Annotated in this window: 16 protein-coding genes; 13 read left to right on the plus strand and 3 right to left on the minus strand. The window is 59.0% G+C overall.

Features of this window, described 5'->3' with window-relative positions; all coding sequences use genetic code 11:
- Positions 1-50 precede the first annotated feature (50 nt).
- Positions 51-1145, plus strand: coding sequence for a cell division protein ZapE (gene zapE, locus BT199_RS06530; RefSeq protein WP_072434177.1), 1095 nt, complete (start codon positions 51-53; stop codon positions 1143-1145).
- Positions 1146-1283: 138 nt separating this feature from the next.
- Here zapE and BT199_RS06535 read toward each other — a convergent pair whose 3' ends face one another.
- The gene (locus BT199_RS06535) at positions 1284-2204 is read right to left on the minus strand and encodes a GlxA family transcriptional regulator (RefSeq protein WP_172832691.1); all 921 of its coding nucleotides are present in this window, start codon (positions 2202-2204) and stop codon (positions 1284-1286) included.
- 220 nt (positions 2205-2424) lie between these two features.
- On the opposite strand from BT199_RS06535, the gene BT199_RS06540 reads away from it, so the two are divergent.
- On the plus strand, positions 2425-3561 hold the full coding sequence (locus tag BT199_RS06540; protein WP_019816964.1) for an acyl-CoA dehydrogenase family protein: 1137 nt from the start codon (positions 2425-2427) through the stop codon (positions 3559-3561).
- A 144-nt stretch (positions 3562-3705) separates the two neighbouring features.
- Here BT199_RS06540 and BT199_RS06545 read toward each other — a convergent pair whose 3' ends face one another.
- Entirely contained in the window at positions 3706-4746 is a 1041-nt protein-coding gene (locus BT199_RS06545) for an NADP(H)-dependent aldo-keto reductase (RefSeq protein ID WP_072434178.1), read from the minus strand.
- Between the two features lie 250 nt (positions 4747-4996).
- Between BT199_RS06545 and rplM the strand changes: the two genes are divergently transcribed.
- The 8 genes from rplM to BT199_RS06585 all read left to right on the plus strand — a co-directional run bounded on the left by rplM (position 4997) and on the right by BT199_RS06585 (position 10794).
- The gene (gene rplM / locus BT199_RS06550) at positions 4997-5425 is read left to right on the plus strand and encodes a 50S ribosomal protein L13 (RefSeq protein WP_003188508.1); all 429 of its coding nucleotides are present in this window, start codon (positions 4997-4999) and stop codon (positions 5423-5425) included.
- Between the two features lie 14 nt (positions 5426-5439).
- On the plus strand, positions 5440-5832 hold the full coding sequence (gene rpsI, locus BT199_RS06555; RefSeq protein WP_002555064.1) for a 30S ribosomal protein S9: 393 nt from the start codon (positions 5440-5442) through the stop codon (positions 5830-5832).
- 266 nt (positions 5833-6098) lie between these two features.
- Positions 6099-6692 carry a ubiquinol-cytochrome c reductase iron-sulfur subunit gene (petA, locus tag BT199_RS06560; RefSeq protein WP_003188524.1) on the plus strand — a complete coding sequence of 198 codons (594 nt, stop codon included), beginning with the start codon at positions 6099-6101 and terminating at the stop codon, positions 6690-6692.
- Positions 6692-7903 (plus strand): cytochrome b, encoded by a 1212-nt coding sequence (locus tag BT199_RS06565; protein WP_003188526.1) that lies wholly within the window; start codon positions 6692-6694, stop codon positions 7901-7903. Before petA ends, BT199_RS06565 begins: the two co-directional genes overlap by 1 nt.
- Entirely contained in the window at positions 7903-8682 is a 780-nt protein-coding gene (locus BT199_RS06570) for a cytochrome c1 (protein ID WP_014716911.1), read from the plus strand. The genes BT199_RS06565 and BT199_RS06570 overlap by 1 nt, the downstream gene beginning before the upstream one ends.
- 148 nt (positions 8683-8830) lie before the next feature.
- The gene (locus BT199_RS06575) at positions 8831-9448 is read left to right on the plus strand and encodes a glutathione S-transferase N-terminal domain-containing protein (protein WP_003188529.1); all 618 of its coding nucleotides are present in this window, start codon (positions 8831-8833) and stop codon (positions 9446-9448) included.
- Positions 9449-9465: 17 nt separating this feature from the next.
- Positions 9466-9885 (plus strand): ClpXP protease specificity-enhancing factor, encoded by a 420-nt coding sequence (locus tag BT199_RS06580; protein WP_014716912.1) that lies wholly within the window; start codon positions 9466-9468, stop codon positions 9883-9885.
- Positions 9886-10044: 159 nt separating this feature from the next.
- A complete protein-coding gene (locus BT199_RS06585) occupies positions 10045-10794 on the plus strand; it encodes a FadR/GntR family transcriptional regulator (protein WP_003188534.1) in 750 nt (249 codons plus the stop codon).
- Between the two features lie 141 nt (positions 10795-10935).
- On the opposite strand, the gene BT199_RS06590 is transcribed toward BT199_RS06585, so the two are convergent.
- The gene (locus BT199_RS06590) at positions 10936-12093 is read right to left on the minus strand and encodes a phospholipase (protein WP_072434179.1); all 1158 of its coding nucleotides are present in this window, start codon (positions 12091-12093) and stop codon (positions 10936-10938) included.
- A gap of 233 nt (positions 12094-12326) precedes the next feature.
- On the opposite strand from BT199_RS06590, the gene kdgD reads away from it, so the two are divergent.
- The 3 genes from kdgD (at position 12327) to BT199_RS06605 (ending at position 16286) form a co-directional block, all read left to right on the plus strand.
- On the plus strand, positions 12327-13238 hold the full coding sequence (gene kdgD, locus BT199_RS06595) for a 5-dehydro-4-deoxyglucarate dehydratase (RefSeq protein ID WP_003188537.1): 912 nt from the start codon (positions 12327-12329) through the stop codon (positions 13236-13238).
- A 54-nt stretch (positions 13239-13292) separates the two neighbouring features.
- Positions 13293-14738: an aldehyde dehydrogenase family protein gene (locus BT199_RS06600; RefSeq protein WP_072434180.1), complete on the plus strand. Its 1446-nt coding sequence runs from the start codon at positions 13293-13295 to the stop codon at positions 14736-14738.
- Between the two features lie 183 nt (positions 14739-14921).
- Positions 14922-16286, plus strand: a complete 1365-nt coding sequence (locus BT199_RS06605) for an MFS transporter (RefSeq protein WP_003188541.1) — start codon at positions 14922-14924, stop codon at positions 16284-16286.
- Positions 16287-16296: the final 10 nt, after the last annotated feature.

Consider the following 16296-nt stretch of genomic DNA (forward strand, 5'->3'; position numbering starts at 1 on the left):
GGGCCGTCGTTACAGTGTCGGCCCGTTTTTGTTGCCTTGCTAACGAAATTATGACGCCCCTAGAACGATATCAAGCTGATCTGAAACGCCCCGAGTTCTTCCACGACGCGGCCCAGGAAAATGCCGTGCGTCATTTGCAGCGCCTGTACGAGGACCTCGTGGCCGCGTCGCAAAGCAAGCCAGGGATGTTCAGCAAGCTGTTTGGCAAGAAAGACCACACGCCGGTCAAGGGCCTGTATTTCTGGGGCGGCGTGGGTCGGGGCAAGACTTACCTGGTAGACACCTTCTTTGAAGCGCTGCCGTTCAAGGAAAAAGTGCGTACGCACTTCCACCGCTTCATGAAGCGCGTGCACGAAGAGATGAAGACCCTGCCGGGCGAGAAAAACCCGCTGACCATCATCGCCAAGCGTTTCGCCCAAGAGGCCCGGGTGATCTGCTTCGATGAATTCTTCGTCTCCGACATCACCGACGCCATGATCCTTGGCACCCTGATGGAAGAACTGTTCAAGAACGGTGTGACCTTGGTGGCCACGTCGAACATCGTGCCCGATGGCCTGTACAAGGACGGCCTGCAACGTGCACGCTTCCTGCCGGCCATTGCGCTGATCAAGCAGAACACCGATATCGTCAACGTCGACAGCGGCGTCGACTACCGCTTGCGTCATCTGGAGCAAGCCGAGCTGTTCCACTTCCCGCTCAACGAAGCGGCGCACGAAAGCCTGAAGAAAAGCTTCCGTGCGCTGACGCCGGAATGCACGCAAGCGGTGGGAAACGACAAGCTGATGATCGAGAACCGCGAAATCATCGCGCTGCGCACCTGCGATGACGTGGCCTGGTTCGAGTTCCGCCAACTGTGCGATGGGCCACGCAGCCAGAACGATTACATCGAGCTGGGCAAGATCTTTCACGCCGTGATCTTGAGTGGTGTGGAACAGATGGGCGTGACCACCGACGATATCGCCCGACGGTTCATCAACATGGTCGATGAGTTCTACGACCGTAACGTCAAGCTGATCATCTCGGCGGAAGTCGAACTCAAGGATCTCTATACCGGTGGTCGCTTGAACTTCGAATTCCAGCGCACCTTGAGTCGCCTGCTGGAAATGCAGTCCCACGAGTTCCTGTCGCGCGGCCACAAGCCTTAAGCAATCTCCAGCTCAATGGAGAGCTAATGTGGGAGCCGGGCTTGCCCGCGATGGGGGTGTATCAGCCAACTATAGGCTGGCTGATACACCGTCATCGCAGGCAAGCCAGCTCCCACAATGGTTTGTGTTGGTCTGAGCTCAGGCGGCTTGCTGGAATTGCTGCCTGTACTGGTTCGGCGACAACTCCGTGTGCTGCCTGAACAACCGCGCAAAGAAACTCGCATCGTCGTAACCCACCTCGTAGCTGATGGTCTTGATGCTCTTGCGGCTGCCCGAGAGCAAGCCCTTGGCCGTTTCGATGCGTAGGCGCTGCAGGTAATGCAGCGGCTTGTCACCGGTGGCGGTCTGGAATCGGCGCATGAAGTTGCGGATGCTCATGCCGTGTTCCCGGGCGACGTCTTCAAAGCGGAATTTGTCGGCAAAGTGCTCTTCAAGCCAATGCTGGATCTGCAGGATGATCACGTCCTGATGCAGCTTCTGCCCGCCAAACCCGATCCGCCCCGGTGAATAGTTGCGCTGCACTTCATAGAGAATGTCGCGGGCCACCGCCTGGGCGATGTTGGCGCCGCAGAAGCGTTCGATCAGGTAGATATAAAGGTCGCAGGCCGACGTGGTGCCGCCGGCGCAATACAGGTTATCGGCATCCGTGAGGTGCTTGTCCTGGTTGAGCTGCACCTTGGGGAAGCGCTCTGTGAAGGCATTGAAGAAGCGCCAGTAGGTGGTCGCCTCCTTGCCATCGAGCAGCCCGGCTTCGGCCAGCCAGAACACCCCGGTGGCCTCGCCGCAGAGAACGGCGCCGCGGGCGTGCTGGTCGCGCAGCCACGGCAGCACCTGCGGGTAGCGGGAGCACAGGGCATCGAAGTCGTCCCAGAAGGCCGGCAGCACAATGATGTCGGCGTCTTCGAGGCCGCCGTCCACTGGCATGATCACATCGCTGAAGCTGCGCACGGACTGGCCGTCGGGGCTGACCAGACGCGTTTCGAACCCTGGGGTCAGGCCCAGCCCTTGCTGTTTGCCATGGCGCAGGCTGGCGAGATGGAAGAAATCCTTGGCTTGCATGAGGGTTGAAGCGAATACCCGATCAATGGCCAAAATGCTGACGCGCCGCAACGGCGTGGAGATTTGGTTAGACATAATTTCATTTATTCTTATAGGGGAAAGTGGTCACCAGACGGCTGGATCGTCTTATTTTTTGTCGCATGTGTCCAGTGTCCCGTGACGCCTTCGGGGCATAGGCTCTGTGGGCTCGTCCTTGTCCGACAATCCACGCAGGTGACCCATGATCCCCAGAACCTTGTTCAGCTCGGAGCACGAACTCTTCCGTGAGAGCGTACGCACTTTCCTCGAAAAGCATGCCGTGCCCTTCCATGGGCAATGGGAAAAGCAGGGCTATATCGACCGTAACTTGTGGAACCAGGCGGGGGAGGCGGGCATGTTGTGTTCCCACCTGCCAGAGGAGTATGGCGGGCTGGGCGCGGACTTTCTCTATAGCGCGGTGGTGATCGAAGAAGTCAGCCGCCTGGGTTTGACCGGCATCGGTTTTTCCCTGCATTCGGATATCGTCGCGCCCTACATCCTGCATTACGGCAGTGAAGCGCTGAAGCACAAGTACCTGCCCCAGTTGATCTCCGGAGAGAGGGTCACAGCCATTGCCATGACCGAGCCGGGCGCCGGTTCCGACCTGCAAGGGGTCAAGACCAGCGCAGTGCTGGACGGTGACGAGTATGTGATCAACGGCTCCAAGACCTTTATCACCAACGGTTACCTGGCCGATCTGGTGATTGTCGTCGCCAAGACCGACCCCAAGGCTGGCGCCAAGGGTACCAGTCTGTTCCTGGTGGAAGCCGACACGCCGGGCTTCGACAAAGGTAAGCGCCTGGAGAAAGTTGGCATGAAGGCCCAGGACACCTCGGAGCTGTTCTTCCAGGATGTGCGCGTGCCCAAGGAAAATCTGCTGGGCCAGGCGGGCATGGGCTTTGCCTACCTGATGCAAGAGTTGCCGCAAGAACGCCTGACCGTGGCGATTGGCGCGCTGTCCTCAGCCGAAGCGGCGTTGCAGTGGACCCTGGACTACACCCGTGAGCGCAAGGCGTTCGGCAAGGCGATCGCCGACTTCCAGAACACCCGGTTCAAGCTGGCGGAGATGGCCACCGAGATTCAGATTGGCCGTGTGTTTGTCGACCAGTGCATGGCCTTGCATCTGGAAGGCAAGCTGGACGTGCCCACGGCGGCGATGGCCAAGTACTGGGCCACCGACCTGCAGTGCAAGGTGCTCGATGAGTGCGTGCAGTTGCATGGCGGCTACGGCTTCATGTGGGAATACCCGATTGCCCGGGCCTGGGCGGATGCGCGGGTGCAGCGAATTTATGCGGGGACCAATGAGATCATGAAGGAGATCATTGCGCGGGCACTTTGATTGTTAGGTGCTCTTGATTGATCGTTCCCACGCTCCGCGTGGGAACGCCTCATGTGACGCTCCGCGTCACGACTCTGAAAGCGGACGCAGAGCGTCCAAGGCGGCATTCCCACGCAGAGCGTGGGAACGATCAGTGCGGATCAATCAAGGTGCTGGGTTTGGATGATCCTTCTGAATCGCCTCAATCCCTTCCAACACTTCTTTCGATAATTTCATGTCGGCACTGGCGATGTTGCTGTCCAGTTGTTCCAGCGATGTGGCCCCAATAATATTGCTGGTCACAAACGGTTGCTGCGTCACAAACGCCAGCGCCATCTGCGCCGGGTCCAGGCCATGTTCCCGCGCAAGAGCCACATACCGGCTGCACGCCGCTTCCGATTGCGGGTTGAAGTAGCGGCTGAAGCGGCTGTACTCGGTCAGGCGCGCCTTGGCCGGGCGAGCGCCATTTTCGTACTTGCCACTGAGCATGCCGAACGCCAAAGGCGAATAGGCCAGCAAGCCGCACTGCTCACGAATGGCAACCTCCGCCAGGCCCACTTCAAAGCTGCGGTTAAGCAGGTTGTAGGGGTTCTGGATTGACACTGCACGTGGCCAGCCGCGGGCTTCGGCCAGGGCGAGGAACTTCATGGTGCCCCACGGCGTTTCGTTGGACAGGCCAATGTGGCGGATCTTGCCGGCCTTCACCTGTTCATCCAGGGCTTCGAGCGTTTCCTCCAGTGGCGTGAGGTCGTCTTCGTCCTTGTGCTTGTAGCTCAACTGGCCGAAGAAGTTGGTGCTGCGCTCCGGCCAATGCAGTTGGTAGAGGTCGATCCAGTCGGTCTGCAGGCGCTTGAGGCTGGCGTCCAGGGCTGCGGCGATGTGCTTGCGGTTGTGGCGCAGGTGGCCATCGCGGATGTAGTCGATGGTGTTGCCGGGGCCGGCGATCTTGCTGGCGAGAATCCAGTCGGCGCGGTCGCCACGGCTTTTGAAGTAGTTGCCGATGTAGCGCTCGGTGGTGGCGTAGGTGTCGGCCTTGGGCGGCACCGGGTACATTTCTGCGGTGTCGAGGAAGTTGATCCCCGCGGCCTTGGCCCGTTCGATCTGCGCGAAGGCCTCTGCCTCGCTGTTCTGCTCGCCCCAGGTCATGGTGCCCAACGCGATCGCGCTGACATTCAGATCGGTGCGGCCCAGCTGTCGGTAATCCATCGGGTACTCCTTCGGGGGAAAACAATCATAAAAGCAGGTTGAATTTTTTTTCGCAATCTGCATAATTGCCCACCTCTTTCTGCAGTGGAAGTGATGCGCCGCCTGCCGAAGAATCTTGCCGTTGAACGGACGCGCCGACCCGAGCCCCCGATAGCGTCTGTATCCGGCTGCCTTTGACCTTGTCAAAGTACGCACTATTCAGTAAGATCCGCCGTCTAAATTTACAGGCGGCCCCTGAGGCTATTAAAGAATGACAACTTTTACTGCAAAACCGGAAACAGTTCAGCGCGACTGGTTTGTCGTCGACGCCGCTGGTCAGACCCTGGGTCGTCTGGCCACTGAAGTCGCCAGCCGTCTGCGTGGCAAGCACAAGCCTGAATACACCCCGCACGTTGATACCGGCGACTACATCGTCATCATCAACGCTGAGCAGGTTCGTGTAACCGGCAACAAAGCAAGCGACAAAATGTACTACCGTCACTCCGGTTTCCCAGGCGGTATCAAGTCTTCCAACTTCGAAGGCCTGATTGCCAAGAAGCCTGAAGCCCCGATCGAAATCGCGGTCAAAGGCATGCTGCCTAAGGGCCCACTGGGTCGCGATATGTTTCGCAAGCTGAAAGTCTATGCGGGCGCTGTACACCCTCATGCTGCTCAGCAGCCCCAAGAACTGAAGTTTTAACGGAATAGTTCATTATGTCGGCGACTCAAAATTACGGCACTGGCCGTCGCAAAACCGCAACCGCACGCGTTTTCCTGCGTCCGGGCACTGGTAACATCTCGATCAACAACCGCTCCCTGGACAACTTCTTCGGTCGCGAAACTGCCCGCATGGTAGTTCGTCAGCCGCTGGAATTGACCGAGACCGTTGAAAAGTTCGACATCTACGTCACCGTTATCGGTGGCGGTGTAAGTGGTCAAGCTGGCGCAATCCGCCACGGTATCACTCGCGCTCTGATGCAGTACGACGAAACCCTGCGTGGCGCTCTGCGCAAAGCTGGCTTCGTGACTCGCGATGCTCGTGAAGTTGAACGTAAGAAAGTCGGTCTGCGTAAAGCGCGTAAGCGTCCGCAGTACTCGAAGCGTTAATTCGCTTTACGTTCCACAAAAACGCCCAGCCTCCTCACGGAGCTGGGCGTTTTTTATTGCCTGTGATTTATGCACATTTTTCGCCGTGACAACTTGCCACATCCGTAGACCCCCTATACTACAAGGCCTGGAGACGGAGCCCCGGGCAATTCCCTTGTCATACGTGGGGCTTTTCATTACCATCCGTCAAAATTTTTATAAGTAAAGATTCAACACTTAGTAGACGCCTGATTTAACAGGCCAAAAAGCTGATGGGAGAGGACTGAATGAGCAATGACGGCGTGAATGCAGGCCGGCGTCGCTTCTTGGTAGCAGCCACATCCGTGGTGGGTGCTGCAGGAGCGGTGGGGGCTGCGGTCCCGTTCGTGGGGTCATGGTTTCCCAGTGCCAAGGCGAAAGCCGCAGGTGCACCGGTGAAGGTGAATGTCAGCAAGATCGAGCCAGGCCAGCAGATGATTGCTGAGTGGCGCGGCCAGCCGGTTTTCATTGTTCGTCGTACCGAGGAAATCCTGGGGAATCTGAAGAAGATCGAAGGCCAGCTGTCTGACCCGACATCCGAAAAGTCCGACCAGCCCGCCTACGCCAAGAACGAAGCACGTTCGATCAAGCCAGAGATTCTGCTGCTGGTTGGTCTTTGTACCCATCTGGGTTGCTCACCTACCTTCCGCCCGGAAGTGGCGCCTGTCGACTTGGGTAAAGACTGGGTCGGCGGTTATTTCTGCCCGTGCCACGGTTCCCACTATGACCTCGCCGGCCGCGTCTACAAATCCCAGCCCGCGCCCCTGAACCTGCCGGTTCCTCCTCACAATTACGAATCTGACGACATCATTGTCATTGGCCTCGACAAGGAGAACGCGTGATGAGCAAGTTCATGGATTGGGTGGATGCGCGCTTCCCCGCCACTAAAATGTGGGAAGACCATCTCAGCAAATATTACGCGCCGAAAAACTTCAACTTCTTCTACTTCTTCGGCTCCCTGGCGCTGTTGGTGCTGGTCAACCAGATCGTCACTGGCGTGTGGTTGACGATGAGCTACACGCCGTCGGCGGAAGAGGCGTTTGCCTCTGTCGAATACATCATGCGTGATGTCGAGTACGGCTCGATCCTGCGCCTGTTGCACTCCACCGGTGCGTCGGCGTTCTTTATCGTCGTCTACCTGCACATGTTCCGCGGCCTGCTCTACGGCTCGTACCAGAAGCCTCGTGAGCTGGTGTGGGTCTTCGGCATGTTGATCTATCTGGCACTGATGGCCGAAGCCTTTATGGGCTACCTGCTACCTTGGGGCCAGATGTCGTACTGGGGCGCCCAGGTGATCATCTCGCTGTTCGGCGCAATCCCGGTGATCGGCAACGACCTGACCCAGTGGATTCGTGGTGACTACCTGATCTCCGGCATCACCTTGAACCGCTTCTTCGCCTTGCACGTGGTGGCCTTGCCGATCGTGATCCTGGGCCTGGTGGTCTTGCATATCCTGGCGCTGCACGAAGTGGGTTCCAACAACCCGGATGGCGTGGACATCAAGAAGCACAAGGACGAGAACGGCATCCCGCTGGATGGCATTCCGTTCCACCCGTACTACACCGTGAAAGACATTGTCGGCGTGGTCGTGTTCCTGTTTGTGTTCTGCTCGATCGTGTTCTTTTTCCCGGAGATGGGTGGTTATTTCCTGGAGAAGCCTAACTTCGAACAGGCCAACGCCTTCAAGACACCTGAGCACATTGCCCCGGTCTGGTACTTCACGCCGTTCTACGCGATCTTGCGCGCGATCCCCGACAAACTCATGGGCGTGATCGCCATGGGCGCGGCCATCGCGGTGCTGTTCGTGCTGCCGTGGCTCGATCGTAGCCCGGTCAAGTCAATGCGCTACAAAGGCTGGCTGAGCAAGATCTGGCTGTGGGTGTTCTGCATTTCGTTCGTGATCCTGGGTGTGTTGGGTGTATTGGCGCCCACCCCTGAGCGGACGTTGCTGTCGCAGGTTTGCACCTTCCTGTACTTCGCCTACTTCATTCTGATGCCGTTCTATACCCGGCTCGAGAAGACCAAACCGGTTCCGGAAAGGGTGACTGGCTGATGAAAAAATTACTCGTTGCATTCGTGCTTGCGGCACTGCCGCTACTGTCCTTCGCTGCCGAACATGGTGCGCAGCTGGAAAAAGTCGATATCGATGTGTCTGACAAAGCCGCCATGCAGGATGGGCTGCGTACATTCACCAACTACTGCATGGGTTGCCACAGCGCCAAGTTCCAACGGTACGAGCGCGTTGCCGATGACCTGGGCATTCCCCATGAAGTAATGCTCAGCCACGCGGTGTTCACAGGCGCCAAGATCGGCGACCACATGAACATCGGCATGCAACCGGCCGACGCCAAGACCTGGTTCGGCGCCGCACCGCCCGACCTTACCCTGGTGGCCCGTGTACGCGGTACCGACTGGCTCTACGGTTACCTCAAGTCCTTCTACGAAGACCCTGCACGCCCCTATGGCGTGAACAACAAAGTCTTCCCGAACGTCGGCATGCCGAACGTTCTGGTCGGCCTGCAGGGGCGCCAAGTGGTAGGATGCAAGCAGGTTCAGGTCGTTGAAGACGGCAAGAAGCAATATGATCCGTTGACCGGCACGCCGCTGACCCATGAAGCGTGCGATCAACTGACCATCGTGCCCAAGACCGGTACGCTGAACGAAGAGCAGTTCGACGAGAAGGTCAAGAACCTGGTGACCTTCCTGGCCTACTCGGCCAACCCGGTCAAACTGCAGCATCAGCGCATCGGTACCTACGTCTTGCTGTACCTGGCTTTCTTCTTCGTATTCGCTTATTTGCTCAAGCGTGAATACTGGAAGGATGTGCATTGATCCAACCGTAAGCAATTGCTGTTAATCTTGCGCGCCCAGCGGCATCTCTGAACACGTAGCGCCGGTTTGAACCGGTCGTTACAGGGATGCTTTCTGGGCGCGCTCGTTTTTGAGCTTTCGATAATTTCAACAAGCGAGGAGGACCGCCATGGGCGTGACCAACCGGTTGGCCTGTTACTCCGACCCCGCCGACCACTATTCCCACCGAGTACGCATCGTGCTCGCAGAGAAGGGTGTCAGCGCCGAGATCATCAGTGTGGAGGCGGGCCGTCAGCCGCCGAAGCTGATCGAAGTGAACCCTTACGGCAGCTTGCCCACCCTGGTCGATCGTGACCTGGCGTTGTGGGAGTCGACCGTGGTGATGGAATACTTGGATGAGCGTTACCCTCATCCGCCTTTGCTGCCGGTGTACCCGGTGGCGCGTGCCAACAGCCGCCTGCTGATCCATCGGATCCAGCGTGACTGGTGCGGGTTGGTGGATGTGATCCTGGATTCGCGTTCCAAAGAAGCCGCTCGGGTGCAGGCGCGCAAGGAATTGCGCGAGAGCCTCACCGGCGTTTCGCCGTTGTTCGCCGATAAACCTTTTTTCCTCAGTGAGGAACAAAGCTTGGTGGATTGCTGCCTATTACCCATACTCTGGCGCTTGCCGATTCTGGGCATTGAACTGCCACGGCCGGCCAAGCCGTTGCTTGATTACATGGAGCGCCAGTTTGCGCGTGAGGCTTTCCAGGCGAGTCTGTCTGGCGCCGAACGCGATATGCGCTAAGGCTTAAGGAGCCGTTGATGAACTCCAGTCGACCTTACCTGGTCCGCGCGCTCTATGAGTGGATTGTGGACAACGATTGCACCCCGCACATGCTGGTCAATTCCGAATTTCCTGCGGTTCAGGTACCCCAGGGTTTTGCCAGTGACGGGCAAATTGTGCTGAACGTATCGCCCAGTGCCGTGCGCCACCTGCACATGGACAACGAAGCGGTGAGCTTCGAAGGGCGTTTCGGTGGTGTGCCCCATACGCTGTTCGTGCCCATCGGTGCCATCCTCGGGATCTACGCCCGGGAAAATGGCCAGGGCATGGTGTTCGATCTGGAGTCGCCTTTAGAGGATGACGAAACGATCGAAGGCGAAGACGGTGATGATGTACCGCCACCGGATACCGAGCCGCCGCGCCCTAGCGGTCGGCCAAGCTTGAAAGTGGTGAAGTAGGCGGATTTCGCTTACAGATCCATCTGAAAAATGCCCCGACGTCGGTCGGGGCATTTTTTTTGCGTGAAGGATATGGATGAAAGTCGCGCCAGAACGGTGATCGTACAACCACCATGGGCTATGATGCGGTCTTTAGTTCGTCGAGAAAGATGGTTCATCATGGAAAACGCCAGCGCCGCCCCACGTCTTCCCCGCAAGCGCCGCAGCCTTGCCCAGGAATTGGTCACGGTGTTGTCCGAGCAGATCCGCGATGGCCAGCTCAAACGCGGCGACAAGCTGCCCACCGAGTCGGCGATCATGGACGCCCACGGCGTCAGTCGGACGGTGGTGCGTGAAGCCATCTCGCGCCTGCAGGCGGCGGGGCAGGTCGAGACTCGCCATGGTATCGGCACCTTCGTGCTGGACACGCCAAGCCCCAGCGGTTTTCGCATAGACCCGGCCACGGTGGTGACCTTGCGTGATGTGCTGGCGATTCTGGAGTTGCGTATCAGCCTGGAAGTGGAGTCTGCGGGCCTCGCGGCGCTGCGTCGCAGCGATGAGCAACTGGCGGCCATGCGTGCGGCCCTCGATGCCTTGAATGAAAGTGCGGCCCACGCCGGCGATGCGGTGGCGTCGGACTTTGCCTTCCACCTGGAAATTGCGCTGTCTACCGGCAACCGCTACTTCACCGACATCATGACCCACCTGGGCACCAGCATCATTCCGCGTACCCGCCTGAATTCGGCGCGCCTGGCCCATGATGACCAACAGCACTACATGAGCCGCTTGAGCCGCGAACACGAAGAGATCTACGAGGCGATTGCCCGCCAGGATTCGGATGCGGCACGGGCGGCGATGCGCTTGCATTTGACCAACAGTCGCGAGCGACTGCGCCATGCCCATGAAGAGGCAGAGGCGCAGCGGGGCTGATCGTTCCCACGCTCTGCGTGGTAACGCTTCTATGGACGCTCCGCGTCCCGATGCGCGTGAATTTCTCAAGCGCTCGCAGGGTGACGCGGAGCGTCATAGGCTGTATTCCCACGCAGAGCGTGGGAACGATCATGCCAGCCGTTAGTTGGCGGGTTGGTTTGGCTTGTAGTCCTTAAGCAATAAGTACGTACTCCATCCCCACCAATCATTGGTCCAGTGCTTGTCGTTCAAATCGTTGACGTCCTTGCGCCGCAGCACCTTGTCCCCCTCTATCTTGAACAGCGGCGAGAAGTTATTCGCCGGGTTCTGCGCGGCGTTCAGGTCGGGCACATACAGCGGTGCCTTGAACTCAGCCGGGGAGGGCGCGATGCCGCTGATGAAGGTTTCGAAGATTTCATCTGCCGAGGCCTGTACCGCCCGTTTGACCTGCACGCGATTGTCGGCGTCAATGCTGTCGAAGTAGCGCTTGTCGCCGTAGGCATGCCACTGAGCGCCCATGGCATTGCGCACCTTGAGCCCGAATTTACTGTCTTCATCGTGCATGAAGCGGCTGATCAGCGAGCCGAGTTCTCCTGGCGTCACCACTGCCGCCAGTTGTTTGCGCGGTACCCGCAGGTGGCCGGCGGAAAACAGATCGGTCAAAAAGTGATCGGCAAAGCTGTTCATGGCGTAAGCCAATTCCAGGGCCTGGTCGGTGCCGGTCTGATGGGCCACCACTGCCTGTTGCAGTGCTGCCGTATGGCCGGCCATGTAGGCCGACAAGGCCCACTCACCGAAGTGGTCGGCGTTGTCCGCTGCCAGTTTCAAGTAGCGGCCCAGTGGCACGAGGGCCGAAACAGCGCTGCCGCCGCCGGTGATGCGGTTCCACTCCTCGGACAACGTATCACCCAGGGCGTCGTAGGCTTCGTGCGGCTGTTTGCCGTCCTTGATCGCCTGGTTGACGGCGTTGATCTCCTTTTGCATCACCGCCAGGATCTTCTGCGCTTCTTCCCGTGAAGCGGGCAACACGGCAAGAGAATTGAAGGCCGCGGTAAAGCGTTGCACGCGCTCGGACGGCGAGTTGCCATCGCTGATCGGTTGGCCGGGGATGCCATAGAAGTCGCCGCCCAGGGCGATTACTTGACCATAGGTCAGCGCGAGCCCGTTGGGCAGGTGCAGTTCGACTTGGCGCGCAGGGATGGCCGGGGCGTCCTTGTTGAAGCGAAGCAGGGTGTCATCGCCGATGGCGGTGTGTTCACCGCCTTCGAAACGCAGGGTAGGCGGGTTTTTTTCGGGTGCTGCGAGTTCAAGACCTGACATGTTAGCTCCTTGCTATGTCGTAGGAATCTTCCGTGATAACTGTATGCATATACAGTTATATGGATCATAGGTGAGAAATTTCCTACGTCAAGAGCCGCGTCTTAAGCCTTCGCAGGAGTACGCCGGATGAATTGCAGTTGACGAATTTATTTATAGTTGTACGATGACGTACGACATCATCAAAACCAACAACAACCTTTCGTTAGAAAGTCTTCGCCCAGGGTGTTCGAATAATGAATCCACAAGAACTGAAGTCCATCCTCTCCCACGGTCTGCTGTCTTTCCCGGTGACCGATTTCAACGCCCAGGGTGATTTCCACCAGGCGGGTTACATCAAGCGCCTGGAATGGCTGGCCCCTTATGGCGCCAGCGCCTTGTTCGCCGCAGGCGGCACAGGTGAGTTTTTCTCCCTGGCGGCCAGCGAATATTCCCAGGTGGTGAAAACCGCCGTGGATACCTGCGCGTCCAGCGTGCCGATCCTGGCCGGTGTGGGCGGTGCTACCCGCCAAGCCATCGAGTACGCCCAAGAGGCCGAACGCCTCGGCGCCAAAGGGTTGCTGCTGCTGCCGCACTACCTCACCGAAGCCAGCCAGGACGGGGTTGCCGCCCACGTTGAAGCGGTGTGCAAGTCGGTCAAGATCGGCGTGGTGGTGTACAACCGCAATGTCTGCCGCCTGACCGCACCGCTGTTGGAGCGCCTGGCCGAGCGCTGCCCGAACCTGATCGGCTACAAGGATGGCCTGGGCGATATCGAATTGATGGTGTCGATCCGCCGTCGCCTGGGCGACCGTTTCAGCTACCTCGGTGGCTTGCCGACCGCAGAGGTTTACGCCGCAGCCTACAAGGCCCTGGGCGTGCCGGTGTACTCCTCGGCGGTGTTCAACTTCATCCCCAAGACGGCGATGGATTTCTATCACGCCATTGCCCGCGAAGATCACGCCACCGTCGGCAAGATCATCGACGATTTCTTCCTGCCGTACCTGGATATCCGTAATCGCAAGGCCGGTTACGCGGTGAGCATCGTCAAGGCCGGTGCGAAAATCGTCGGTTATGACGCCGGCCCCGTGCGCACGCCACTGACCGACCTGCTGCCGGAAGAGTACGAAGCCCTCGCCGCGCTGATCGACAAGCAAGGCGCGCAATAAATTATCCACAAGGCCGCTGAGCAATCAGCGGCCTTTTGCGTCAGGAGAAGATTCGTGTCCCAAGCAAAGCGTTTTGAGAACTACATCAATGGTGAATGGGTAACCGGCGCCGACTACTGCACCAACATCAACCCCTCGGATGTGTCCGACGCCATTGGCGAATATGCCAAAGCCGACGTGGCCCAAGTCAACGCGGCCATCGACGCTGCCCGCGCCGCGTTCCCGGCGTGGTCCACCTCCGGTATCCAGGCGCGTCACGATGCGCTGGATAAAGTCGGCAGCGAGATTCTCGCCCGTCGTGAAGAACTCGGCACCCTGCTGGCCCGGGAAGAGGGCAAGACCCTCCCCGAAGCCATTGGTGAAGTGACCCGCGCCGGCAATATTTTCAAATTCTTCGCCGGTGAGTGCCTGCGCCTGTCGGGCGATTACGTGCCTTCGGTGCGCCCGGGCGTCAACGTTGAAGTGACCCGCGAAGCCCTCGGTGTGGTGGGCCTGATCACCCCGTGGAATTTCCCGATCGCCATCCCCGCGTGGAAAATCGCTCCGGCCCTGGCCTACGGCAACTGCGTGGTGATCAAGCCTGCCGAACTGGTGCCGGGCTGTGCCTGGGCCTTGGCCGAAATCATCTCCCGCGCCGGCTTCCCTGCCGGTGTGTTCAACCTGGTGATGGGCAGTGGCCGTGTGGTCGGCGACGTGCTGGTCAACAGCCCGAAAGTCGATGGCATCAGTTTCACCGGGTCTGTGGGTGTTGGGCGTCAGATCGCCGTCAGCTGTGTATCGCGCCAGGCCAAGGTGCAGTTGGAAATGGGTGGCAAGAACCCGCAAATCATTCTCGACGATGCCGACCTCAAGCAGGCTGTCGAGCTGTCGGTACAGAGTGCGTTCTACTCCACCGGCCAGCGTTGCACCGCGTCGAGCCGCTTGATTGTCACCGCGGGGATCCACGACCAGTTTGTCGCCGCCATGGCCGAGCGCATGAAGTCGATCAAGGTCGGCCACGCTTTGCATAGTGGTACCGACATTGGCCCGGTGGTGTCCCAGGCCCAGTTGGATCAGGACATGAAATACATCGACATCGGCCAGAGCGAAGGCGCCCGGCTGGTGAGCGGTGGCGGCCTGGTCACCTGCGACACCGAAGGCTATTACCTGGCGCCCACACTGTTTGCCGACAGTGAAGCGGTGATGCGCATCAGCCGTGAAGAGATCTTCGGCCCGGTGGCCAACGTGGTGCGCGTGGCGGACTACGAGGCGGCGCTGGCCATGGCCAATGACACCGAGTTCGGCTTGTCGGCCGGCATCGCCACCACCTCGCTCAAATATGCCAACCACTTCAAGCGCCACTCCCAGGCTGGGATGGTGATGGTCAACCTGCCGACGGCGGGGGTGGACTACCACGTTCCATTTGGTGGCCGTAAGGGCTCCTCCTATGGTTCGCGTGAGCAGGGTCGCTATGCGCAAGAGTTCTACACCGTGGTGAAAACCAGCTACATCGGTTCGTAACACGCAGCACCCCGTGGCACCGGCTCCAGGTGGGAGCTGGCTTGCCTGCGATAGCCTCACCTCGGTCTCGCTGACACACCGAGGTGCCTGCATCGCGGGCAAGCCCGGCTCCCACATAGTGCGGTTTCCAGGGCAAAAAAAATGATTACCCGCAAAAAAAATAATTAGTGGGAGTACTTCTACATGCAAGCGACCAAGCCGACCCATGTCCGCTATTTGATCCTGCTCATGCTGTTCCTGGTGACCACGATCAACTACGCCGACCGGGCCACCATCGCTATCGCCGGCTCCAGCCTGCAAAAAGACCTCGGCATCGACGCGGTCACCCTCGGTTATATCTTCTCTGCATTCGGTTGGGCCTACGTGGCCGGGCAAATTCCCGGTGGCTGGCTGCTCGACCGTTTCGGCTCGAAAAAAGTCTATGCCCTGAGCATCTTCACCTGGTCGCTGTTCACCGTGCTGCAAGGCTATGTCGGTGAGTTTGGCGTCTCCACTGCGGTGGTCGCGCTGTTCATGCTGCGCTTTATGGTGGGCTTGGCCGAGGCGCCGTCGTTTCCGGGAAATGCCCGTATTGTTGCGGCGTGGTTTCCTACGGCGGAACGCGGCACTGCGTCGGCGATCTTCAACTCGGCCCAGTATTTCGCCACGGTGTTGTTCGCGCCGTTGATGGGCTGGATCGTCTATCGCTTTGGCTGGCAGCACGTGTTTATCGTGATGGGCGTGATCGGCATTGTTTTCTCGCTGATCTGGCTGAAAGTTATCCACAGCCCGCGCCAGCATCCGATGATCAACGAGGCCGAGTTCAATCACATCGCCGCCAATGGCGCGATGGTCGATATGGATCAGGACAAGGGCAAGGGTAAGAAAACCGACGGGCCGAAGTGGGATTACATCCGCCAGCTCCTGACCAACCGCATGATGCTCGGCGTCTACCTGGGCCAGTACTGCATCAACGGCATCACCTACTTCTTCCTGACCTGGTTTCCGGTGTACCTGGTGCAGGAGCGTGGCATGACCATCCTCAAGGCCGGATTCATTGCCTCGTTACCGGCGATCTGCGGCTTTATCGGCGGGGTGCTCGGCGGGGTGATTTCCGACTACCTGCTGCGCAAAGGCCATTCGCTGACCTTCGCACGCAAGGCGCCGATCATCGGTGGCCTGCTGATTTCCAGCAGCATCGTGGCGTGCAATTACGTGGACATCGAATGGATGGTGGTGGGCTTCATGGCCTTGGCCTTCTTCGGCAAAGGCGTTGGCGCATTGGGTTGGGCAGTGGTGTCCGACACTTCGCCGAAACAAATCGCCGGCCTCAGTGGCGGCTTGTTCAACACCTTCGGTAACCTGGCGTCGATCACCACGCCGATTGTGATTGGCTACATCATCAGCACCACCGGCTCGTTCAAATGGGCCCTGGTGTTCGTCGGCGCCAACGCGCTGGTGGCGGTGTTCAGTTACCTGGTGATTGTCGGCCCGATCAAGCGCGTGGTGCTCAAGGAGCCGCCTACCCAGGGCCCTGAGTTGACCAACCTTTCTCAAGCGCATTCCTGAGGTTCGTGTG

The sequence above is a fragment of the Pseudomonas sp. NFR02 genome, assembly GCF_900119375.1.
GTDB classification, from domain to species: domain Bacteria; phylum Pseudomonadota; class Gammaproteobacteria; order Pseudomonadales; family Pseudomonadaceae; genus Aquipseudomonas; species Aquipseudomonas paracarnis.